25 protein-coding genes are annotated in these 20,372 nt (G+C 69.8%); 10 read left to right on the top strand and 15 right to left on the bottom strand.

The window, feature by feature from the left end:
- Window positions 1-31 precede the first annotated feature (31 nt).
- From ACMYLB_RS03050 to malQ, 3 genes are all read left to right on the top strand, one after another.
- Window positions 32-1,162 (top strand): DUF3667 domain-containing protein, encoded by a 1,131-nt coding sequence (locus tag ACMYLB_RS03050; protein WP_415909508.1) that lies wholly within the window; start codon window positions 32-34, stop codon window positions 1,160-1,162.
- Between the two features lie 78 nt (window positions 1,163-1,240).
- Window positions 1,241-2,275 carry an alcohol dehydrogenase catalytic domain-containing protein gene (locus ACMYLB_RS03045; protein WP_415909507.1) on the top strand — a complete coding sequence of 345 codons (1,035 nt, stop codon included), beginning with the start codon at window positions 1,241-1,243 and terminating at the stop codon, window positions 2,273-2,275.
- A gap of 68 nt (window positions 2,276-2,343) precedes the next feature.
- Window positions 2,344-3,930, top strand: a complete 1,587-nt coding sequence (gene malQ / locus ACMYLB_RS03040; RefSeq protein WP_415909506.1) for a 4-alpha-glucanotransferase — start codon at window positions 2,344-2,346, stop codon at window positions 3,928-3,930.
- A gap of 235 nt (window positions 3,931-4,165) precedes the next feature.
- Here the strand turns inward: malQ and ACMYLB_RS03035 are convergent, their stop codons facing one another.
- Together ACMYLB_RS03035 and ACMYLB_RS03030 are read right to left on the bottom strand one after the other, a co-directional pair.
- Window positions 4,166-5,074, bottom strand: a complete 909-nt coding sequence (locus ACMYLB_RS03035; RefSeq protein ID WP_415909505.1) for an MBL fold metallo-hydrolase — start codon at window positions 5,072-5,074, stop codon at window positions 4,166-4,168.
- Complete coding sequence (locus ACMYLB_RS03030; protein WP_415909504.1) at window positions 5,071-5,802, bottom strand: YebC/PmpR family DNA-binding transcriptional regulator; 732 nt, start codon at window positions 5,800-5,802, stop codon at window positions 5,071-5,073. Before ACMYLB_RS03030 ends, ACMYLB_RS03035 begins: the two co-directional genes overlap by 4 nt.
- Window positions 5,803-5,904: 102 nt before the next feature.
- On the opposite strand from ACMYLB_RS03030, the gene ACMYLB_RS03025 reads away from it, so the two are divergent.
- Entirely contained in the window at window positions 5,905-6,297 is a 393-nt protein-coding gene (locus ACMYLB_RS03025; protein ID WP_415909503.1) for a hypothetical protein, read from the top strand.
- Window positions 6,298-6,378: 81 nt separating this feature from the next.
- Window positions 6,379-6,807 (top strand): hypothetical protein, encoded by a 429-nt coding sequence (locus ACMYLB_RS03020; RefSeq protein ID WP_415909502.1) that lies wholly within the window; start codon window positions 6,379-6,381, stop codon window positions 6,805-6,807.
- A gap of 52 nt (window positions 6,808-6,859) precedes the next feature.
- Here the strand turns inward: ACMYLB_RS03020 and ACMYLB_RS03015 are convergent, their stop codons facing one another.
- Genes ACMYLB_RS03015 through ACMYLB_RS03005 form a run of 3 tightly spaced genes read right to left on the bottom strand, consistent with a single transcriptional unit; the run spans window position 6,860 to window position 10,302 of the window.
- The gene (locus tag ACMYLB_RS03015; protein ID WP_415909501.1) at window positions 6,860-8,674 is read right to left on the bottom strand and encodes a DUF885 domain-containing protein; all 1,815 of its coding nucleotides are present in this window, start codon (window positions 8,672-8,674) and stop codon (window positions 6,860-6,862) included.
- Window positions 8,675-8,729: 55 nt separating this feature from the next.
- Window positions 8,730-9,758, bottom strand: coding sequence for a Gfo/Idh/MocA family protein (locus ACMYLB_RS03010; protein WP_415909500.1), 1,029 nt, complete (start codon window positions 9,756-9,758; stop codon window positions 8,730-8,732).
- 31 nt (window positions 9,759-9,789) lie between these two features.
- Window positions 9,790-10,302, bottom strand: a complete 513-nt coding sequence (locus ACMYLB_RS03005) for a TlpA family protein disulfide reductase (protein WP_415909499.1) — start codon at window positions 10,300-10,302, stop codon at window positions 9,790-9,792.
- A gap of 187 nt (window positions 10,303-10,489) precedes the next feature.
- Here ACMYLB_RS03005 and hpf point away from each other — a divergent pair, with 187 nt between their 5' ends.
- The gene (gene hpf, locus ACMYLB_RS03000; protein WP_415909498.1) at window positions 10,490-10,846 is read left to right on the top strand and encodes a ribosome hibernation-promoting factor, HPF/YfiA family; all 357 of its coding nucleotides are present in this window, start codon (window positions 10,490-10,492) and stop codon (window positions 10,844-10,846) included.
- Between the two features lie 97 nt (window positions 10,847-10,943).
- On the opposite strand, the gene ACMYLB_RS02995 is transcribed toward hpf, so the two are convergent.
- From ACMYLB_RS02995 to ACMYLB_RS02975, 5 genes are all read right to left on the bottom strand, one after another.
- On the bottom strand, window positions 10,944-11,678 hold the full coding sequence (locus ACMYLB_RS02995; protein ID WP_415909497.1) for a TerC family protein: 735 nt from the start codon (window positions 11,676-11,678) through the stop codon (window positions 10,944-10,946).
- Between the two features lie 96 nt (window positions 11,679-11,774).
- Complete coding sequence (locus ACMYLB_RS02990; protein ID WP_415909496.1) at window positions 11,775-11,981, bottom strand: hypothetical protein; 207 nt, start codon at window positions 11,979-11,981, stop codon at window positions 11,775-11,777.
- Window positions 11,966-12,289, bottom strand: a complete 324-nt coding sequence (locus tag ACMYLB_RS02985) for a hypothetical protein (protein ID WP_415909495.1) — start codon at window positions 12,287-12,289, stop codon at window positions 11,966-11,968. Before ACMYLB_RS02985 ends, ACMYLB_RS02990 begins: the two co-directional genes overlap by 16 nt.
- Window positions 12,290-12,367: 78 nt before the next feature.
- Entirely contained in the window at window positions 12,368-12,601 is a 234-nt protein-coding gene (locus ACMYLB_RS02980) for an AEC family transporter (protein ID WP_415909494.1), read from the bottom strand.
- On the bottom strand, window positions 12,544-13,314 hold the full coding sequence (locus ACMYLB_RS02975; RefSeq protein ID WP_415909493.1) for an AEC family transporter: 771 nt from the start codon (window positions 13,312-13,314) through the stop codon (window positions 12,544-12,546). Before ACMYLB_RS02975 ends, ACMYLB_RS02980 begins: the two co-directional genes overlap by 58 nt.
- A gap of 117 nt (window positions 13,315-13,431) precedes the next feature.
- Between ACMYLB_RS02975 and ACMYLB_RS02970 the strand changes: the two genes are divergently transcribed.
- Entirely contained in the window at window positions 13,432-14,277 is an 846-nt protein-coding gene (locus tag ACMYLB_RS02970; RefSeq protein ID WP_415909492.1) for a hypothetical protein, read from the top strand.
- A gap of 16 nt (window positions 14,278-14,293) precedes the next feature.
- Here ACMYLB_RS02970 and ACMYLB_RS02965 read toward each other — a convergent pair whose 3' ends face one another.
- Both ACMYLB_RS02965 and ACMYLB_RS02960 read right to left on the bottom strand, forming a co-directional pair.
- Window positions 14,294-15,523 (bottom strand): NAD(P)/FAD-dependent oxidoreductase, encoded by a 1,230-nt coding sequence (locus ACMYLB_RS02965; protein WP_415909491.1) that lies wholly within the window; start codon window positions 15,521-15,523, stop codon window positions 14,294-14,296.
- Between the two features lie 130 nt (window positions 15,524-15,653).
- Window positions 15,654-16,103, bottom strand: coding sequence for a hypothetical protein (locus ACMYLB_RS02960; RefSeq protein ID WP_415909490.1), 450 nt, complete (start codon window positions 16,101-16,103; stop codon window positions 15,654-15,656).
- 213 nt (window positions 16,104-16,316) lie between these two features.
- On the opposite strand from ACMYLB_RS02960, the gene ACMYLB_RS02955 reads away from it, so the two are divergent.
- On the top strand, window positions 16,317-16,691 hold the full coding sequence (locus ACMYLB_RS02955) for a metallopeptidase family protein (protein ID WP_415909489.1): 375 nt from the start codon (window positions 16,317-16,319) through the stop codon (window positions 16,689-16,691).
- A 102-nt stretch (window positions 16,692-16,793) separates the two neighbouring features.
- The gene (locus tag ACMYLB_RS02950; RefSeq protein ID WP_415909488.1) at window positions 16,794-17,486 is read left to right on the top strand and encodes a lipid-binding SYLF domain-containing protein; all 693 of its coding nucleotides are present in this window, start codon (window positions 16,794-16,796) and stop codon (window positions 17,484-17,486) included.
- Window positions 17,487-17,570: 84 nt separating this feature from the next.
- On the opposite strand, the gene ACMYLB_RS02945 is transcribed toward ACMYLB_RS02950, so the two are convergent.
- Genes ACMYLB_RS02945 through ACMYLB_RS02935 form a run of 3 tightly spaced genes read right to left on the bottom strand, consistent with a single transcriptional unit; the run spans window position 17,571 to window position 19,384 of the window.
- On the bottom strand, window positions 17,571-18,080 hold the full coding sequence (locus tag ACMYLB_RS02945) for a CinA family protein (protein WP_415909487.1): 510 nt from the start codon (window positions 18,078-18,080) through the stop codon (window positions 17,571-17,573).
- A gap of 45 nt (window positions 18,081-18,125) precedes the next feature.
- Entirely contained in the window at window positions 18,126-18,629 is a 504-nt protein-coding gene (locus tag ACMYLB_RS02940; RefSeq protein ID WP_415909486.1) for an SET domain-containing protein, read from the bottom strand.
- The gene (locus tag ACMYLB_RS02935) at window positions 18,626-19,384 is read right to left on the bottom strand and encodes an exodeoxyribonuclease III (RefSeq protein ID WP_415909485.1); all 759 of its coding nucleotides are present in this window, start codon (window positions 19,382-19,384) and stop codon (window positions 18,626-18,628) included. The genes ACMYLB_RS02940 and ACMYLB_RS02935 overlap by 4 nt, the downstream gene beginning before the upstream one ends.
- 129 nt (window positions 19,385-19,513) lie before the next feature.
- On the opposite strand from ACMYLB_RS02935, the gene ACMYLB_RS02930 reads away from it, so the two are divergent.
- The gene (locus tag ACMYLB_RS02930; protein ID WP_415909484.1) at window positions 19,514-20,371 is read left to right on the top strand and encodes a hypothetical protein; all 858 of its coding nucleotides are present in this window, start codon (window positions 19,514-19,516) and stop codon (window positions 20,369-20,371) included.
- The last annotated feature ends 1 nt before the right edge of the window (window position 20,372 follow it).

Here is a 20,372-nt window from a genome sequence, read left to right as displayed (position 1 = left end):
CACCCGCGGGGCGTTTGCTCCACTCCCGCGCGTGCCCCTCGAACCGACCCTGCCGGACGACGATCCGCTCGTTGACACCGCCACCGCCGATCAAGCCGCCGTGCAGGCGAGCGCAGCGCACGGCCAGGCCCACGGCCCGATCCACACGCATTGCGAGAACTGCGGCACCGAGCTGAAGGGACCGTTCTGCCACGCGTGCGGCCAGCACGACTTCGAGTTTCACCGCTCGTTCGGGCACGTGTTCATGGAGGCGCTGGAGAATTTCTTCCACTTCGACGCGAAATTCTTCCGCAACATCGTCACGCTGCTCTTCCGCCCCGGCCAGCTCACCGCCGACTTCAACGCCGGCAAGCGCGCATCGCAGATGCCGCCGTTCCGGCTCTATCTTTTCACCGCGTTCGTGTTCTTTCTCCTGCTGTTCGCGAGCCAGACCCGCGAGTTCGACGGCGTCGACGTCGGCAACGATAGCGGCGCCGGCAAGCCCGTCGGCTTCACCATCGACGGCAAGCCCGCCACGGCCACGCAGGCTCTCGACGCCATCGCCGCGAGCAAGGCCGCGACCGCCGAGAAGCGCAACGTCGACAAGCTCCGCGCGGCCGCCGAAAGCATCGAGCACGACGCCCGCGCCCGCAAGGAAGCGGAGGCGCAGCCGCGCAACCGTCCCCACCTCGGCTCGGTGAAGAGCGAGCAGCTGGAGAAGGACAAGACGGACTTCGAGCGCTTCCTCGATCACCAGGGCGAGCGTTCGCTCGATCCGCATTTCCGCAAAGAGCTGAGCCACGCCTTCCTCGCCTCGCTGCCCAAGCTGCTCCTCGTCTGCCTGCCGCTCTTCGCGCTCTTCACGCGCGTGCTCTTCCGCAAGTCCGGCCAAGTCTACCTCCAGCATCTCGTCGCCGCGATCCACTTTCACACCTTCATCTACCTCTGGGTGATGTTCCGCGACGGCTGGGTCTTCCTCGGCCGGTTTGCGCACCTCGGCGGTGTGATCGCCTTCGCCGCGAACCTGTGGCTCTGCCTCTACCCGTTCTTCATGCTGCGGCGGCTCTACCGCAACTCATGGCTGCTCACGATCTTCAAGACCGGCGTCCTTTCCGCCGTCTACACGCTCACGCTCGCCGCCGGATTTTTCGTCACTGCCATCCTGTTGTTCCTCGCGCTCTGAGCCGCGCCTGAGCCGACTCGGCGCCGCCGTCAGTGCACGGTTGCCTCGCTCGCCGGGCGGACGAAACTGCTCCCGCCGATGAAAGCCCTCCGTCTCGTCGCCCCGCACCGCCCGGTCGAACTCCACGACGTGCCCACGCCCGCGCCCGGCCCCGACGACGTGCTCATCCGCGTGCACGCCGCCGGCATCTGCCACTCGGACGCCCACTACCGGAACGGCATCGCGAACTTCGACGGCCTGCTGCCGCTCACCCTCGGCCATGAAGTTGCCGGCACCGTCGCCGCGCTCGGCGCCAACGTCCGCGCTCTCGCGTCCGGGCAACGCGTCTGCGTCCACTACCTCGCCACCTGCGGCACGTGCGCCTGGTGCGCCGGCGGGCACGAGCAGTTCTGCGGCACCGGCCAGATGATCGGCCGCCACCGCGACGGCGGCATGGCGGAGTTCATCGTCATGCCGGCCGCGAGCGTCTTCCCGCTGCCGGACGCCATCTCCTTCGCCCACGGCGCAGTGATGATGTGCTCGTCCGCCACCGCCCTGCACGCCCTGCGCAAGGCCCGCCTCGCGCCGGGCGAGACCGTCGCCGTCTTCGGCGTCGGCGGCCTCGGCGCCTCCGCGGTGCAACTGGCCCGCGCCCTCGGCGCCGGGCGCGTCTTCGCCGTCGACATCAACGCCGACAAGCTCGCGCTCGCGGCGCGTTTCGGCGCCACGCCGGTCGACGCCCGCGCCTCCGACCCCGTCGCCGAGATCCGGCGCGCCACCGGCGGCCGCGGCGCGGACGTCGCGCTCGAGCTGATCGGCCTGCCGCCGACCATGCAGCAATCCGTCCGCGTGCTGAACAAGCGGGGCCGCGCCGCGCTCGCCGGCCTCACGCGCCAGCCGCTCGCGGTCGATCCCTACCACGAGGTCATCAACCAGGAGGCCGAGATCATCGGCGTCTCCGACCACCTCGCCACCGAGATCCCGGAACTGCTCCGGTTCGCCGCCGACGGCCGCCTGCAGCTCGACCCGATCGTCACGCGCACCGTCCCGCTCGACGCCGCGGCGATCAACGCCGTGCTCGACGACCTCGACCGCTTCGGCAGCGCCGCCCGCACCGTCGTGCAGGTGGCCTGACGTCCGGCGGGCCGGCCGGAAGCGCGGTTTGACCGCCGCGCGCCGCGCGCTACCTTGCCTCTTCCCGCGTGAAAAAACCGACCGCCCGCTCCGCCACGACGCCCGCTCCGTCCGTCCCCGCCGGCAACGCCGCCGCGCCGCTCCCGCTCTTCCACTGGCTGCGCACGCGCGGCGCCGGCGTGCTCCTCCACCCGACCGCGCTGCCCGGCGACCAGGGCGTGGGCGTCTTCGACGCGCACGCGCTCCGCTTCCTCGACTTCCTCCAGCAGGCCGGGGTCAAATACTGGCAGCTCTGCCCGCTCGGCCCCACCGGCTACGGCGACTCGCCCTACGCCTGCTTCTCCGCCTTCGCCGGCAACCCGCACCTCATCGACCTCGCGGCGCTCGTGCCGCACGACCTGCTCGACGAGTCCGACCTCGCGCCGCTGCGCGCGCTGCCGGCGGACCGGGTGGACTTTGGCGCCCTGCACGAGAAAAAGCGCCCGCTCCTCGCCCTCGCCTACCGGAACTTCAAGGAGCGCGAGGTGGCCGCGCCCTACGGCGAATTCGAGGCATTCAAGCACCGCCACGCCGCGTGGCTCATGCCGTTCGCCTACTTCACCGCGCTGAAGGAGCACTTCAACGGCGCCTCCTGGATCGAATGGCCCGCGGAGTTGCGCGACTTCGCCTCCGCGCAGCAGTCCGACCTGCGCGCGCTGCTCGAGGAGCCGATCGAGCGCTGCTGCTTCGCCCAATACCTCTTCTTCGGCCAGTGGCACCTCATCCGCACCGAGGCGCGCGCCCGCGGCATCGAGATCGTGGGCGACCTGCCGATCTTCGTCGCGCTCGACTCGTCCGACGCGTGGTCCAACCCCGGCCTCTTCGAACTCGATCCGCAGACCAAGCGCCCCGTCGCCGTCGCCGGCGTGCCGCCGGACTATTTCTCCGCCGACGGCCAGCTCTGGGGCAACCCGCTCTACCGGTGGGAGGCGCACCGCGCCGAGGGCTACCGCTGGTGGATCGAGCGCATGCGCGCCGCGTTCGCCCTCTACGACGTCGTGCGCATCGACCACTTCCGCGGCTTCGACACCTACTGGCGCATCCCGCTGCCGGCCACGACCGCCCGCGTCGGCGAATGGCGGCCGGGGCCCGGCCTCGAGCTCTTCCGCGCGTTCCAGCGGGAGTTTCCCGAGGCGCGCATCATCGCCGAGGACCTCGGCGACCTCACGCCGGGCGTGCGCGAGCTGCTCGCGCAGACCGGCCTGCCCGGGATGCTCGTGCTCCAATTCGCCTTCGGCGGCGACGCGACGAACAGCTACCTGCCGCACAACGCGACGCCGAACAGCGTCATCTATCCCGGCACGCACGACAACGACACCACGCTCGGCTGGTATCGCACCGCCGGCGAGCACGAGCGCGACTACGTGCGCCGCTACTTCCGCGTCTCCGGCGACGCAGTCGCGTGGGATTTCCTCCGCGCCGCCTACGCGAGCGCGTCGCGCCTCGCTGTGATCCCGCTGCATGACGTGCTCTCGCTCGACAGCGCGGCGCGCTTCAACACGCCGGGCAAGCCCGAGGGCAACTGGCAGTGGCGCTACCGCGCCGGCGAGCTGGAAAAACTTTTCGGCGGCACCACGAACTATCTGCGCGAGCTCGCGCAGCTCTACGGGCGCTGAAAAAATTCCCGCGCGGAGAATTTCGCGCGCGCGAGCATCGCACGTCACACGGAAGATTTTCCGTGCATTACGGCGCGGAGCTGCTTAAAAAATTTTCATGGCAAAGAAAAAAGCGGCCAAAAAGGCCACCAAGAAAGCCGGCAAGAAAAAGAAGTAACTTCGGTTACTCTTTTCTACCCCAAGCCGCCGGCTCTTCGGAGCCGGCGTTTTGTTTTTCCGCGGCGGAACCCTCGGCTCACTTGAGTTGCTCGGGGCGGAATTTCCGCCAGTAGCGCGCGAGGCCGGCGACGCTCATCGCCGCGGGATCGGCCTGCTCGTAGGTGTCGAGCAGCTCGTCGCTCACGCCGGCCATCTTCAGCTCGGCCCGCACGCGCTGCTCGAACAGCGGCACGATCTTCTCCTCGGGCATGCCGATCTTCAGCTCCTCGGCGATCCACTCCGCCCAGTCGAGCAGGCGCTCGACCAGCTCGTTGAGGCGCCGCACCGGATCGTCGATCTCGCCGAAGTGCGTGAGGAAGACGCGCGCCGGCCGCAGCGCCATGAGGCGCTGGAGCGACTGCAGCCAGGTCTCGAGGTGGATGTCGGGCGGCGGACAGGGCGGCAGGCAGGGTCCGCCGTCGATGATCACGCCCATGACGTCGCCAGCATACAGCGTGCGCTCGCGCTCCAGCCACCAGGCGTGGTGGTGCTGCGCGTGGCCCGGCGTGTCGATCGCCGTGAACACCGTGCCGCCCGCCGCGACCGTCTCGTTGTCCTGCACGACGCGCAGCTTGTCCGCACGCACCGGGCGCATGTCGCCCCACAGGTAACCCATCTGGTCGCCGAAAATCTTCGTCGCGCTCGCGAGCAGTTTCGCCGGATCGGCCAGGTGCGGCGCGCCCTTCGGGTGCACGCAGACCGTCGCGCCGTATTCCTCCGCCCAGCGCCAGGCCGCGCCGGCGTGGTCGAAATGGATGTGCGTCACGAACACGTGCGTGACGTTCTCCGGCCGCAGCCCCGCGTGGAGCAGGCCGGCCACCGTGTTGTTGAAGACCGACTCCGGACCGCAATCGACCAGCGCGAGCTTCTCCTCGCCCACGACGCCCGTGCCGATGACCTTCGGCCGGCCGAGGTGCAGCCCGTCGACGAAGCGCAGCGTGCTCACTTCACCGCCGCCCAGACGCGCTGCACGTCGTCGTGGTCCTCGAGTTCCTGAAGGAACTCGCCGACCTCGGCGCGCTGCGCGTCGGTCAGCTCGGGGAACTGCTTGGCGACGTAGCCGATTTCCGCGGTGATGACGTTCCAGCCGTTGGCCTTCAGCCAGGTGGCGACGGCGTGCACGGCGGTGCGGTCGCAGAGGAAGCGTGCGCCGGAGGCGCCCTCGGGGATGTCGTCGTTCTCGGCGTGCGTGAGCGGGGCGAAGTCGTTCGCGCCCGCCTCGATCCCGGCGGCCTCGAGATCGGCGCCCGCGGCGGCGGTGTGCGCCTCGACGATGCCGGTGTGGTCGAAGAGGAACTTGTTCGAGCCGGCCGTGCCGAGCACGCCCTTCTTGAACAGCACGCGGATCTCGGGCGCGGTGCGCTGGGTGTTGTCGGTCATGCACTCGACGATCACCGGCACCTTGTGCGGGGCGTAGCCCTCGAAGGCGACGTGGTCGAGGTTGACCTTCTCGCCGCCGGTGCCGGCGCCCTTGGCGATGGCGCGCTCGATCACGTCGCGGGTCACGCTGGCCTTCTTGGCCTTTTCCACCGCGGCGAACAGGCGGGCGTTGGCGGTGACGTCGCCGCCCCCGAGCTTGGCGGCCACGGTGATTTCCTTCACCAGCTTGCCGACCACCTGGCCTTTCTTGAGGTTAACGATCGCGCGTTTCGCGTGGAGCCATTGACGTCCCATAAGAGTGCGAACCGTAGGCGCCCGCCCCCGCCGCCCGCAACGCCAGAATCGTCGGCCGCCCTCCCGGTTGACCCCAGGGCAAGAGTCCGTAATACGGACTTTATGGAATACACCGGACCCGCCGCGCTGCGGCTGACGGACAGCCTGGTCGAATCCCTCGTCGACGCGGCGCGACTCGCCGCGATCAAGGCCACTCACACCGGCCGCCCGGCCTCGCGGCGGCGCAACCGCGGACAGACCTTGCGGCCCGGTGCAGACACTCCGCTCTGGAACACGCTGGTCGATGCCGTCGCACCATTACTCAGGCAGTATGGTGCGCGGGCACAACTCGCGCGCGAACTCGGCGTGCACAAATCGCGCGTGACCGAGTTCTTCCTGCACCAGCACGCCATGCCCGACGCCGAACGAACGCTCGAGTTGATCGTGTGGCTCGCTCGCCAGCGGCAGCAAAAAGCCCAGGCGGAAGCCGCCCGGACGAGACGCAAGAGTCCGTAATACGGACTCTTGTCTGCAAGCTTTCGGGAGGTGAGGATACGGTTGCGAACCCCACGGGGAAATGCCTGTCTGCGGGCGACCATGAAAGCTCTCGCCTGGCTCCTCCTCGGCTTCGTCGCGCTCGCCACCGGCTGCGGCACCCTCACCACCGCGGGCCGGGTGGACCTCGGCAAGCACCGCCGCGTCTGGGTCGAGCAGCGCCTCAACGACAACCTCGGCGTCGGCCGCAAGCTCGCCGGCGAGCTCCAGGCGCTCGGCTACACCGCCGACGTCGGTCCGCTCACCATGATGCCGGAGAACACCGAGTGGATCGTCACCTACGACGCGCGCGAGGAATGGGATTTCCGCGCCTACCTGATCGAGCTGAACGTCTCCGTGCGGCCGACCAGGGACTACAACCTCATCGTGTCCACCGCGCGCTACTTCCACCCCGGCGTGACGAAGAAATCGTCCGACGCGATGATCCACGAGCTGGTGGTGAAGCTGTTCCCGCCCTGCCACGCGAAGTGAGCCGGCGCGCCCGCGCGGACGGCGCGGACGCGGCGGCGCAGCGGGGCCGGGCCTACTTCCGCCGCGCGATCCAGGCCTGGACGTTCTCCTCCAGGAGGTCCATCGGCAGCGCGCCGTCCTTGAGCACGAGGTCGTGGTAGGCACGGAGGTCGAACTTCGGGCCGAGCTCCTTCTTCGCCCGCTCGCGCAGCTCGAGGATCTTGAGCATGCCGACCTTGTAGGAGGTCGCCTGGCCGGGCCAGACGATGTAGCGGTTGGTCTCGGTGAAGATGTCGCGCTCGGGATTCGGCGTGTTCTTCCGGAAATAGTCCATCACCTGCTCGCGCGTCCAGTGCTTGGCGTGCAGGCCGGTGTCGACCACGAGGCGCACGGCGCGGAGCAGCTCGTCGTAGAGGCGGCCGAAGTCCATCATCGGGTCCTGGTAGAAGCCGAACTCCTTGGGAAAATACTCCGCGTAGAGCGCCCAGCCCTCGATGTAGGCGGTGTTGCCGCCGAACTTGCGGAAGCGCGGGATGCCCTGCAGCTCCTGCGCGATGGCGATCTGCATGTGGTGGCCGGGGATCGCCTCGTGGTGGGCCAGCGTCTCCATCTCGAAGATCGGCACGCCGCGCATGTCGATCGTGTTGACGTAATAGACGCCCGGGCGGGAGCCGTCGGGGGCCGGCTCCTCGTAGAAGGCGCCGGCGGAGCCCTTCTCGCGGAACGGCTCGACGACCTTCACGACCAGCGGCGCCTTCGGCTTCACGCCGAAGAACTCGTCGAGGCGCGCGCGCATCTGGTCGATGATCTGGCCGGCGCGCTTCACGTAGGCGGCTTTGCCCTCGGGGGTGGTCGGATAGTAGAACTCGTCGCTCTCCTTCACGTGCTTGAAGAAGGCCGGCAGGTCGCCCGCGAAGCCGACGCGCCGCATGATCGCCTCCATCTCGTGGTGGATGCGCGCGACCTCGCGCAGGCCGAGCTGGTGGATCTCCTCGGCGGTCATCTTCGTGGTCGTCGACTGGCGCAGGCAGAAGGCGTAGTATTCGTCGCCTTCCGGGAGCTTCCACACGCCGTCGTCGGTCGTGGCGACCTTTTCCTGCGCCTCGAGCAGGGCGATGAGCTTCGCGTAGGCGGGTTGCACGGACTGGACGAGCGCGGCCCGCGCCTCGGCGAGGAGCTGCTGCTTGGTGGCGGCGTCGGCGTCCGGCAGCGCGCCGATCTTCGCCTGCGCGTCCTCCCAGAGGGCGGAGGGCTTGCCCGACGCGTCGAACGGCTCGCCGCTCACAACCTCGCGGCACGACTCGAGCACGAGGCCGAAGACGAACTTCGGCGGCCGGATGCCCTTCGCGGCGCGCACCTGGACATTCTCGATCAACTGGTCGAAGAGCGGCGCCAGCCCGCGCAGGCGCGCGACGTAGGCCCGGGCGTCGGCGACGTTCCCGACCTGGTGGTAGTTGATGAGGAACGCCGGCGCCTCCGAGTGGAGGCCGGACATCTGGTTCAGCGGGTAGGAATGGTAGCGCCATCTCCAGCCCTCGATCGCCTCCTCCGCCTGGCGCACGAAGAGCCGGTAGCTAACCTTGGTCTGGTCGTCGAGCGCCTCGAAGGCGATCGTGCGCTTCAGCTCGGCGAGCTGCTGCACGTTGAGGACGAAATCCTCCAGCGCGCGCTGCTCCGAGAGGTCGTCCCACTTGTCGTAGTCCTTCTTGAGGCCGAGCCGGGTCTGCAGCATCGGGCTGCGGTCGACCGCCACGTCGAACACGCGCTCGAAAAACGCGTTGGCCTTGGCGGATTCCGCGGCGACCTGCTCCGGGGTGTAGGTCGCGGCGAGGGATTGGGCCGCCAGCGCGACGAGCGCCCAGCCGGCGAACAGGGTGCGGGGATTCATATCGCGGCAGAGAACACGCTCCCGCCGCGCGCCGCAAGCCCCGCGAAGGCGCCGCTCAGGCCTCGCCCGGATAGCGCACGCCCACGGCGGCGCGCCAGGTGTCGAGCACGGCCATGTTGCCGAGCGAGTCGTCCCAGCTCATCGGCGCGGCCTCCGACGCCCCGCGCGCGACGGCGTCGCCGACCACGTCGGCCTCGAGGGTGTAGAGATTCCCGGGCGTCGAACAGTCGATCTCCTCCGGCGGCAGGTCCTGGCGATGAACGAGGATGCGGGCGGTGCCGGGGATGAAGCCGGGGTGGAACGGCACCGGCAGCTCGAGCGTGCCCGTCGTGCCGCGCACGCGCACGGAGATCTCGCGGTCCGTCGTGATGCCGCACGCCAGCTGGGCGACCAGGCCGCCGGGAAACCGCGCCGTCGCCGCCGCCAGCTCGTCCACCTGCGCCGCGGGATGCAGCCGCCCCGTCGCCTGGAACTCCACCGGCTCGGCGAAGGCCCGGCCCGTCGCGGCGCCGGCCACGAGGCGCGCGACCGACACCGGGTAGCAGCCGATGTCGAGAATCGCGCCGCCGCCGAGCGCGCGGTTGAAGAGCCGCAGCGCGGGGTCGACCGGGCGGTTGAAACAGAACACCGCCGTCAGCAGCCGCGGCTCGCCGATGGCGCCGGAGCGCACGAGCTCGGCCAGCTTCGCCGTCTGCGGGTGGCAGCGATACATGAACGCCTCCATCAGGAACACGCCGGCGGCGCGGGCCGCGGCGACGGCGCGGGCCGCATCCGCGCGGTTCAGCGCCAGCGGCTTCTCGCAGAGCACGTGCTTGCCGGCGCGGGCGGCGCGGATCGTGAGCTCGGCGTGGGTGTCGTGCGGCGTGCCGATGTAGACCGCCTGCACCTCCGGGTCGGCGAGCAGCGCCTCGTAGCTGGCGTGGGCGCGGATGCCGCCGCATTCCCGCGCGAATTTCTCGCCCGCCTCGCGCGTGCGGCTGCCGACCGCCACGAGCCGGCCGGTGCGCGCGGTGGCGAGGGCGCCGGCGAACTGCTTCGCGATGCGGCCCGTGCTGATGATGCCCCAGCGGAGTTGGTCCGACATGCGCGCAGTCAGGCAGGCGCGCCCGCCCGGGTCAATGGCTCCACGGGTCCCGCGTGTCGTTCACGAGCGTCTGCAGCATCTCGAAGCGGACCTCGCCGTAGTTGAGCGCGTAGCGCAGCCGGCCGTCGCGGAAAACCCAGGTCGTGGGCAGCCACGTGAGGGGCAGGCCGAGGAAGGTGTTCAGGCGGTCGGGACCGGACTTCGAGACCGCGCTGGGATGCGTGAGCAGGGTGAGGTTCGGCTGGCCGCCGAGCTGGCCGGCCTGGAGCTTCGGCGCCGGGTCCTGGCCGCGGTGCCAGACATTGAGGAAGACGAACTTCACGTCGGGATTGGCCGCGATGAACTTCGCCCAGCCGCCGGGCGTCATCTCCGCGCGGCAATTCGGGCACCACGGCGCCCAGAAATGCACCACCGTCACGTGCGGCCCGGCGACGAGGGCACCGACCTCGGCTTCGAGCGGCGCGGCGGCGGGCGCGGCCGGCGTTTCGGCGCGCAGCAGCGCGGCGGCGAGGAGAAGCGAGCAGGCGAGGAGCGGGCGGAGCATGCGGGAGACGATGCGCGGACGGGCCGCTTTCGCCAGCGCCGAGTGAATCCCCAATTTGCCGGCAGGCGCCGGTAACAGGCCCGGCGATTCGCGGCATCAAGTTCCCTTGAATCACCGCCGGAGAGTGTAATTTCGTGCCCGTGGCGTCCCGGGTAGTGTCTAATTCCCTCAGCTCCCACTCCCCATCATGAACGACAAAATCCACGTCCGCGGCATCCACGTCACGCTCACCCCGGCCCTCACCCAGGCCATGCACGAGAAGGCCGAGCGCCTCCTCCGCCACAACTCGCACATCGTCCGCATCCGGATGGACCTCGAGTTCAGCGACGTGAAGACGCCGGAGCAGCGCTTCACCGCCAAGGCCCAGGTCGAGATCGACGGCCCCGACCTGGTCGCGTCGGCCACGTCCGAGGACGGCTACAAGTCCGTCGACCTGCTGGTCGACAAGCTCGACAAGCTGCTCCGCGAGCGCCACGCGAAGCGCGTGCACACGCGCAACGACGACCGCCGCCAGGCGCCGGACGTCCTGCACGGCAAGGCCTGAGGCGCAGCGCCCTTCATCCCTCCGTCAAAAACGCAGCGCGGCCCCGCGGCCGCGCTTTTTGTTTTCCTCCGCACGCCCCGCGGAGGCGCGAGGGCGCTCAGCGATACGGCTGGTGCAGCGCGACGGGCTGGGACTTCTTGCGCAGCTTGAGGTTCAGCATCTCCACGCCGAACGAGAACGCCATGGCGAAGTAGACGTAGCCCTTCGGAATGTGGAAGCCCATGCCCTCGGCGATCAGCGTCGTGCCGATCAGGAGGAGGAACGACAGCGCGAGGATCTTCAGCGTCGGGTGCTTGTTGACGAAGTCGCTGATCGCCCCCGCCGCGAGGAGCATCACGCCCATGGCGAGGATGACGGCCGCGATCATCACCGCGAGGTGCTGCGCCATGCCGACCGCCGTGATCACCGAGTCGAGGGAGAACACGATGTCGAGGAGCATGATCTGCACGATGACGCGGGCGAAGGACGCCGCGACCTTGGCCGAGGCGTGGCCCTCCTCGCCCTCGAGCTTCTCGTGGATTTCCATCGTGCTCTTCACGATCAGGAAGAGGCCGCCGATGATGAGGATCAGGTCGCGCCCGGACACGCCGTGGCCGAGCACGGCGAACAGCGGGTTGGTGAGCTTGGCGATCCACGCGATGCTCGCGAGCAGCGCGATGCGCGTGAGGAGGGCGAGGCTGAGGCCCAGCTGCCGGGCCTTGGGCTGCTGCTCGGCCGGCAGCTTGCCCGCCAGGATCGAGATGAAGATGACGTTGTCGATGCCGAGCACGATCTCGAGCCCGGTGAGGGTGAGCAGGCTGATCCATGCCTGCGGGTCGCTGAGCCAGTCCATAATGCCGCGAGTGAGCCGCACGACGCCGCGCACGTCAACGCGCCGCGCGCTGGAAACCCCGGGCGGGAATCCACCGGCGACCCGGCCCGGCGGCGCTCAGCCCTTCGGGCCGCGCAGGGCCGAAACGATCAGCGCCAGCGCCACGACGATCAGCCCATAGGGCCAGTAGTCCTGCATCGTCCGCAACAGGTCGCGCACCCCGAAGGCGTCGCTCACGACCAGTCCGGCGAACGCCAGGCCGCCCGCGGGGAACACGGTCCAGCGCACCGGGTTCTTCGCGCCGAAGATCAGCCGCGAGAACACCGAGATGGACAGGAAGCCGCCGGCCAACGAAAGAGAAACGCCGCCGGTCCGTAGCTCGCCTGCAGCCACGCGCCGACTCCGACGCCCAGCAGCACGCCGCCGGGGATCAGGAGGCCGCACGAGCGCGACAGCGCCGCCCAGACGACGAACGCCACGCCCAGGAACGGCAGGAACGCCCGCCCAGCCAGGCCCGGCGGCAGATACGGCCCGGCGAGCGCCGCCAGCGCCACCGCCAGCAGCACGCCGCCGGCGACGAGCCGGCCGCGACGGATGTCACCCGAGGGGGAAATGGGCACGCGGTCGTTCATGGTGCCCGCAGCTTACTCCGCCCCGCCCCGGTCCGCCCAGTGCCAAAAGTCATGGCCGGCGTCATGCCGGCCGCCGCCTCACACGCCGACCCACGCCAGCCCGGTCTGGATCCAGAACGGGATCGTGAACAGCCCCAGCGCCGTCGTGCCGAGCACGATCTGCACCGCCACCAGCGGCTGGCCGCCGTAGACGCGCGCGATGATGATCGGGATGACCGCCGACGGCATCGCCGCCTGGATGACGAGGATGCGCTTCAGCTCCGGCGAGAACGGCCCGAACCTCGCCACGACGAGGAACAGCAGCGGCAGCACCAGCAGCCGCACCGCCGCCGCGCCGAGCAGCACCCGGGGCGCGACGAGCTTCCCCACTCGCCGACATGCGGCTGGATACTCACGCCGGTCATGACGAGCCCGAGCGGGATCAGCATCAGGCCGATCCAGTGCACCGCGCTCATCACCGCCCCCGGGATCAGCGGGCCCAGTCCGGCGAGATTCACCGTCAACGCGGCCAGCAGCGAGAACAGCGGCACGTTCAGCAGCCGGCGCCAACCGTCGCGCAGGCCCAGGCCGCTGATGATCAGCACGCCGCCCGTCCAGATCGCGGCCTCGACGCCCATGTTGTGCGTCAGCAGCAGTCCGCGCGCCTCGCTGCCCCACATCGCGTCGACGATCGGCAGCGGCAGGTAGCCGTAGTTCGCCAGCCCCGCCGCGATGGCGAACGTCCGCAATCCCGTGCCGATGTGCAGCCCGGTCGCCCGCGCGCCGGCAAAGGCGATCCCGAAGCTCGCCAGCGTCAGCCCGAAGCCCGCCAGCGGCGCGAACAGCAGGTTGCCCGGCTCGCGCAGCGCCGCGTTGCCGACGACGGAATCGAAAATCAGGCAGGGCGTCGCCACCTTGATCACGAGGTTGAACAGGCTCTCCTCCGCCTCGGCCTTCACCCACCCCGCGCGCCGCAGCCAGATGCCGAGCAGCACGACCAGGAACACCGGCAGCACGGTGGCGAAGAGTTGGGCGTAGCTGGTCATGTGCTCGCAGGACACGAGTTCCGCGCTCCGAACTCAAGAATCCACTGCGTCTGCGGGGAGGCCTTTGACGTTGCCGCCGTCCCGCTCGCGATTGCACGCTGTCCCGGCGATCCGGTCATGGCTCTTCCCTATTCCCAAAACCCGTTGGATTGGCTCACGCAGGCGTGGAACATCACTTCAGGGCAGCCGTTCGACCCGGCGCGCGAGCCGTGGCTGGCCGGTCCGTGTGGTCGGCCCGGGGGCATTTCGGATCGAGTGGTTGCGCAGATTGCGGAGGAAGAGGATCTCGCCGTCGTGCGCGCTCAATCCGACCACGGTCTGCTCGATTCGTTTGAACGATTCCCCCACCTGCGCGGCGTCGACGACCGCATTTTGCGTTTCTACCGGTGCACTCCGGGCTACAGCTTCGAGGTTTGGAGCCGGTGGGAAACTCCGTGGCGTTATGGCGGCGCGCTCGTGGACGCGCTGTTCGCGCGACGGATTTCTCAACTGAGCCTGCCCCAGGACCCGTTGGCCACGGCGCGCGGGATCACGAGCGAGGTCATTTTGCTGACGCGTCCCAACGGCGAGGTGGCGCATCGCGTGTGGTTTCGAAAGCTCAGGCACACCGGCTCCACAATCTATAGCGGCTTTTACTCAGAAACGATGCTCCCCTCTGGCGAACCCTGCGTGAAGGTGGTTTTCCCCCTGCCCCATGGAAACGCCACGGTGCTGATGCGCGCGCACGCCCGCGCCGACGGCGGCCTGCGGCTGGCGTCGCAGGGCAGCCAGGCCGGAGAACCCGGGTTCTATTTCATCGTGCGCGATCGCCGGGGACGCCAGTGGCGGAACTATCTCCGTTCCTTCCACGAATTCATCGACGTCTATGTCGACGGTGACGGGACGCTCCGGGCGGACCACACCATGCATCTGTGGAATCGCCTCGTGTATTCGCTACACTACAAAATGGTGCCGCTCGGGTGATAACGCCGCGCGTGGCTCACTCCGCCATCGCCCGGCCGGCGAGCCAGCCGGTGGTCCACGCCGCCTGGAAATTGAAGCCGCCGGTCACGCCGTCGATGTCGAGCATCTCGCCCGCGAAATGCAGGCCGGGCACGAGGCGGCTTTCCAGGCGCTTGAAATCGACCTCGCTCAGCCGCACGCCGCCGCAGGTGACGAACTCGTCCTTGAACAGGCTCTTCCCCTTCACCGCGAACTCCGCGTCGGTGACCTGCGCCGCCAGCGCGCGCAGCGCGGGGTTGCCCACGCTCGTCCACGGCGCGTTCGCCGCGATGCCGGCCGCGGCCACGAGCCGCTCCCACAGGCGCAGCGGCACGCCGAGCGGGCTCCAGGTCGTGACCTGCTTGCGCGGCTCGGCGCCGCGCGCGCGTTCGAGTTCGGCGCGGGCGGTCTCGGCGTTGAACTTCGGCGCCCAGTTTACCCGCAGGGCGAACTGGTAGTCGCGCTCCGCGAGCAGGCGCGCGCCCCAGGCGGAAAGCTTCAGCACCGCCGGCCCGCTCAGGCCCCAGTGCGTCACCAGCATCGGCCCGTGCTCCTTGAGCGGCGTGCCGGCGACGGCAGTGGCGGCGTCCTCGACGGAAACGCCGGCGAGGTCCTTCAGGCGCGGATCGTCGATGTGGAAGGTGAACAGCGACGGCACCGGCGCCTCGAGGTGATGGCCGAACGCCTGCGCGATGGCGAAGCCGGCGCTGGACTTGTTGCCCCCGGTGGCGAGCAGCAGGCGGTCGGCGCCGGCCTCCTCCCCGGTCGTCAGCTCGAGGCGGAAGCCGCCGCTCGTCGGCACGCGCAGGACGCTCTTCACGCCGCACTGGGTGCGCACCTGCACGCCGGCCTGGCGCGCGGCGCCGAGCAGGCAGTCGATGATCGTCTGCGAGTTGTCCGTGACCGGAAACATCCGGCCGTCGGGCTCGGTCTTCAGCGTCACGCCGCGGGCGGCGAACCACGCCACGGTGTCGCGCGGCTGGAAGCGGCTGAACGCCCCCGTGAGCTCGCGGCCGCCGCGCGGGTAGCGCCGGGCGAGGTCGCGCGGCTCGAAGCAGTGGTGGGTGACGTTGCAGCGGCCGCCGCCGGAGATCTTGACCTTCGCCAGCAGGTGCGCGGTGGCCTCGTAGAGCGTGACGCGGCACGCGGGGTTGGCCTCGGCGCACGCGATGGCGCCGAAGAATCCCGCGGCGCCGCCGCCGACCACGCTGACCTGCCGCTCGTTCATGGAGCCGGCAGCGTGCGGGGCGCGGCGGGCTTGTCCAAGGCGAAAACAACAGCGCCGCGATCCACCCCTGGACCGCGGCGCCAACTGCACACACTAGCTAACCTACCTCGTAATGCGTGTCGGTAGGAAATTATTTGCCTTCGGGCGGAGGCGGCGGGCCGTCCTTGCCGTCCGGACCGTGGCCGTGCGGGCCCTTGCCGCCGCGATGCTCCTTCATCTTCTCGCGCATGGCCTGGGCCTTGGTGCGCTGTTCGGGCGTGAGCACGGCGTCGACCTTGGCCTGCGTGTCCTTCTGGATCGCCTGGGCCTTTTCGCGCTTCTGCTCGCGGGTGAGCGACTGGTCGGCGCGGATGGCCTCGAGCTGCGGGCGGGCCGCCTCGTGGATGGCCTTGATCTGCGTCTTCTGGTCCTCGGTCAGGCCGAGTTCCTTGGCCATGCGCTCGCCCATCATCTGCATGCCGGGGCGGGGGCCGCGCGGGCCCTTGTCGGCGGGAGGATTGTCTTGGGCGTTGAGCTGGGGCACCAACGCGGCGACCGCGAGAGCGGCGGCGAACAACAGGACTTCACTGGAACGTTTCATGGGTTTCGGGAGTTGGTAAATCGGGCTACAGGGGCAAAGACGCGGCGGCGGGGGCGGCGTTTCATTCTCCGCCATTTTTCCGGGCGGAAAAGTTGGCCGGGACGCGTAACCGTCCCCCGCCCTCCAGCGTAGCCCGGGAGCCCGAGGAGGACGAATCGCCACGCTCCGTCCTCCGCCATTGCGCCGGTCCGCAATCGGGCCTTGGTTCACGGCGTGCAATTCCCCGCCCTCGTCCGCATCGCCCAGGAAGTCGTGGCCGCCGCCCAGCGCCGGCTGCCGCCGGAGGTGCGCACAGCCGCCGCCGCCGTGCCGGTCTGCTACGAGACGGTGCCCAACGACGCCATCCTGGCCGAGGGCTGGGAGCCGGACATCCTCGGGCTGTTCGTCGGCCACGAGCACGGCGCCGAGCTGCGGGGGGACTTCGCCCCGCTGCCGCCGCAGATCCTGTTGTTCCTCGAAAACCTCTGGGACTACGCCGAGGGCGACACGGGCATCTACCGCGACGAGGTCCGCCTCACCTACCTGCACGAACTCGGGCACTACCTGGGCTGGGACGAGGACGAGGTCGCCGAGCGCGGCCTGGAATAGCGCATCCCGTTGGGAACCACTCCCAATCTTCGCTTTCATTCCTTCTGCGATTGTGTTTAACCGTCCCTCATCCGGCCGCATAGGCCGCCCCGACCAAGCAACATGAAGAAGCTTCTCAACGCCTTTGTCCTCCTCGCCACGTTGGCCGCCGCGGTCTCCGCCCACGCCGTCAACATCAAGCGCGAGACGCTCGTCGAGCGTCTCGACACCTGCGAGGCCATCCTGCAAGACCTCCAGTCGAGCACCAAGACCGCCATCCCGGCCGAGGTCCTCCGCCGCGCCCAGGGCATCGTCATCATCAACCAGGTGCAGGCCGGCCTCTTCCTCGGCATCAAGGACGGCTACGCGGTCGCCCTCGTCCGCCGCCCGAACGGCAAGTGGTCGATCCCCGTCTTCCTCCGCGCCGGCGAAGCCTCCTTCGGCCTCCAGGCCGGTGTGAAGGCCGTCAACACCGTCCTCGTCCTCCTCGACGACTCCACCGCCCGCCTCCTCCTCAAGAGCCGCTTCAACTTCGGCGCCGAGGCCAAGGCCCAGGCCGGCGTCCGCGGCGGCGAGCGCGAGGCCGTCACCAAGCAGCTGGTCGAGGGCGCCCAGGTCCTCGCCTACTCGCTCCAGGAAGGCTACTACCTCGGCGCGGCGATCAAGACCGGCTTCATGCAGCCCAACGACGAGGCCAACCGCGTGTTCTACAACACCAACAACCGCCTCCCCGAGCTGCTCTTCTCCGACTGGACCACGCCCCCGGCCGAGACGCGCTTCATCATGGATTACGTGGCACGCCTCACCAGCCGCTGAGCGCGCCGCCATTTCCCGGATCACCCGACCCGCCGGCTCCCCGGCGGGTTTTGTTTTGGGCGGCCGCCGGCGGCACCGCGCGCCTCACTTCCCCGCGCGCAATCCCCGCAGGTGCGCCACGAGCACGCCCACCACCGTCTCGGCCACGCGCTGCTGGGCCTCGAGGCGGCTGGCGCCGGGCAGTTCCACCGTGCCGGAAACGACCGCGATCTTCCCGCCGCGCTTCACGTGCGCCAGCGCCCACCACGCCATCGGGTCCTTGACGCCGTCGGCCCGCGACGGCTCCGCGTAACCGGTCGTCGACAGCGCGAGGTCGGAGCCGAACACCTGGCACGCCCCCACCGCCATCTCCACCGCCACCTGTTGCGAGACGCAGTGGCATTTCCGCGCGTGGGCGCGCGTCACGCCGAGCTGCCGCACCTTCTGGTCGAGCGAGTAGGCGGTGAGGCCGCCGAGGAAATAGTCCGAGGCCCCGCTCGCGCTCGCGATCAGCGCCTGCACGCGGCCGGCCGTCAGGCTTTCCGCCACGGCCACCGTCAGTCGCGGCTTCTTCCCGAGCAGTTTCTTGAGTTCTTCCGCCAGCGTGAGGTTCATGTGCGGCACGCTGGGCCGGTGGCGGCCGCGTGGCAACGCCGCGCTTCAGGCTCCGGCGGCGCGGCGGAACCGCCAGCGCTGCCCGCGGGCGACGATGAAGCCCACGCACTCCGGCGCGCCGCAGCGGCAGGGGTGCCGGCGCGCGTCGCTGACGCGGAAACCGTAGTCGTAGGTCAGCTCCTCGCCCGGCGCGAGGTCGCGCTGCGCGACGATCCACACGCGGCGGCCGTCGGACTGCGCCTCGCAGTTCGGCGCGCAGGAGTGGTTGATGCGGCGCGCGGGATTGCCCGGCACGTCGCCGTCGAGGTCGAAGCGGCGGTTGAGCTCGAAGATGTAGACGCACGCGTCGGCCCCGGCCGCGGCGCGCCCGCGCCGGGCCTCCTCGCGGCGGCGGGCCTCGGCCTTGGTGATGCGCTCGCCGACGTATTCGAGCACGCGCTCGCCCGCGGGGATGAAGTCGCGGGCGAACACCCCGATGCCGTGCAGGCCCGAGCGGGCGAGGCGGAGCGCCGGCGGCAACGGCGCGCGGTTGGGCTTCCGCGCCGTCACGCCAGCTCCAGGCCCACCGGGCAGTGGTCGCTGCCGAGCACCTGCGGCTCGATCCAGGCGCGCTTCAGGCGCTTCTGCAGCGCGGTCGAGGCGACGAAGTAGTCGACGCGCCACCCGATGTTCCGCGCGCGGCAGTTCATCATCTGGCTCCACCACGTGTAGTGGTCGGGGCCCGGCTCGAACGCGCGGAAGGTGTCGACGAACCCGGCGGCGAGCAGCGCGCTGAAGTTCGCGCGCTCCTCGTCGGTGAAGCCGGCGTTGCGGCGGTTCGACTTCGGGTTCTTCAGGTCGATCTCCTGGTGCGCGACGTTGAGGTCGCCGCAGAAGACCACGGGCTTCTTCTTCTCTAGCTTCTGGAGAAATTTCAGGAACGCCGGGTCCCACTCCCGGGTGCGGTAGTCGAGCCGGGTGAGGCCGCGCTGCGAGTTGGGCTGGTAGACGTTCACGAGGAAGAAGTCCGCATACTCCGCCGTGATCACGCGGCCCTCCTGGTCGTGGGCGTCGAGGCCGATGCCGTCGCTGACCTTGAGCGGCGCCTCGCGCGAGAAGACGACGGTGCCGGAGTAGCCCTTCTTGAGCGCGGAATTCCAGTGCGCGCGGTAGCCGGCGGGCCATTCGACGTGCTGCACGTCGCCGGGATGCGCCTTGGTTTCCTGGAGACAGATCACGTCGGCCTTCGAGGCGGCCATCCAGTCGAGCAGACCTTTTTTCATGGCGGCGCGCACGCCGTTGACGTTCCAAGAAAGCAATTTCATGCGCGTAGGGTCGCGAGGGCGGCCGGGTTCGCAAACCGTTTCCCGCCGGTCGCGCGGTTTTTGGCCTGCCGGCGGGGGAAAATTCGCGTAACTGTGCCTCCGCTTCTGGTGTTATCCGTCGTGCCCCCGATGCCGCCCCGCGCCTCGCTCGCCGTCCTGTCCGCCCTGCTCCTGCTGCCGTCCGGCGCACGGGCGGCCCAGCCGGCGCCGCCCCACGAGATCGTCGTCTCCGCCGCCAACTACGCCCACACCCCGCCCGAGGTGCTGGAGAAGCTGTTTCGCCGGCCCGCGGACGCCACCGACGTGCCCGCGCCGCCCCCGCGCGAGCGGCCCGCGCAGCTCTACCAGTTCCTCCCGGGCGAGATCTACGAGGCCGACCTGAAATACGAGGACGTCTGCAAGCTCCTCGTCCCCGCCCTCGCGACGAAGAACCTGCGCAACACCTTCGACACGGCGAAAGTCGACCTCGTGCTCCGCGTCAGCTTCGGCGGACGCCGCTGGCGCGACCCGTTCGTGCGCGAGGGCAACCTCGAGTGGAAGCACGGCCTCGTGCCGCGCCAGCGCGGCTCCTCGCTCGCGGCCGCCACCGCCTGGGACGACCGCGCCGGCGGCGACGAGTCCGCCCTCCGCCAGACCGAGCAGACGCTCGCGGAGATGTATCCGAACAGCGACGCCGAGGGCCTGGCGGACCGCCTGATCGGCGGCGTGCCCACCGAGGATTATTTCCTCGTGGTGGTCGACGCCTTCGAGGTCGCCACGCTCAAGGCCAAGGGCAACCGCGCGCCGCGCGCATGGACGACCTTCATCGCCGTGCGCCAGCGCGACCGGGCCAAGTTCTCCGACGTCGCGTCCGCCATGATCGCGAAGGCCGCGCCGTTCTTCGGCGAGACCCTGCCCGGCAAGGCCCGCTTCACCGACCGCACCGGCCGCGCCACCCCGGGCGAGCTGCGCGTCGTCGAGGAAGACGTCCCCGCGCCGAAGAAATAGG

This window comes from Oleiharenicola sp. Vm1, assembly GCF_047777955.1.
Classification (GTDB): domain Bacteria; phylum Verrucomicrobiota; class Verrucomicrobiia; order Opitutales; family Opitutaceae; genus Didemnitutus.
Note: the sequence above shows the minus strand (reverse complement) of the source record. Positions and strands in the feature narration are given on the sequence as shown.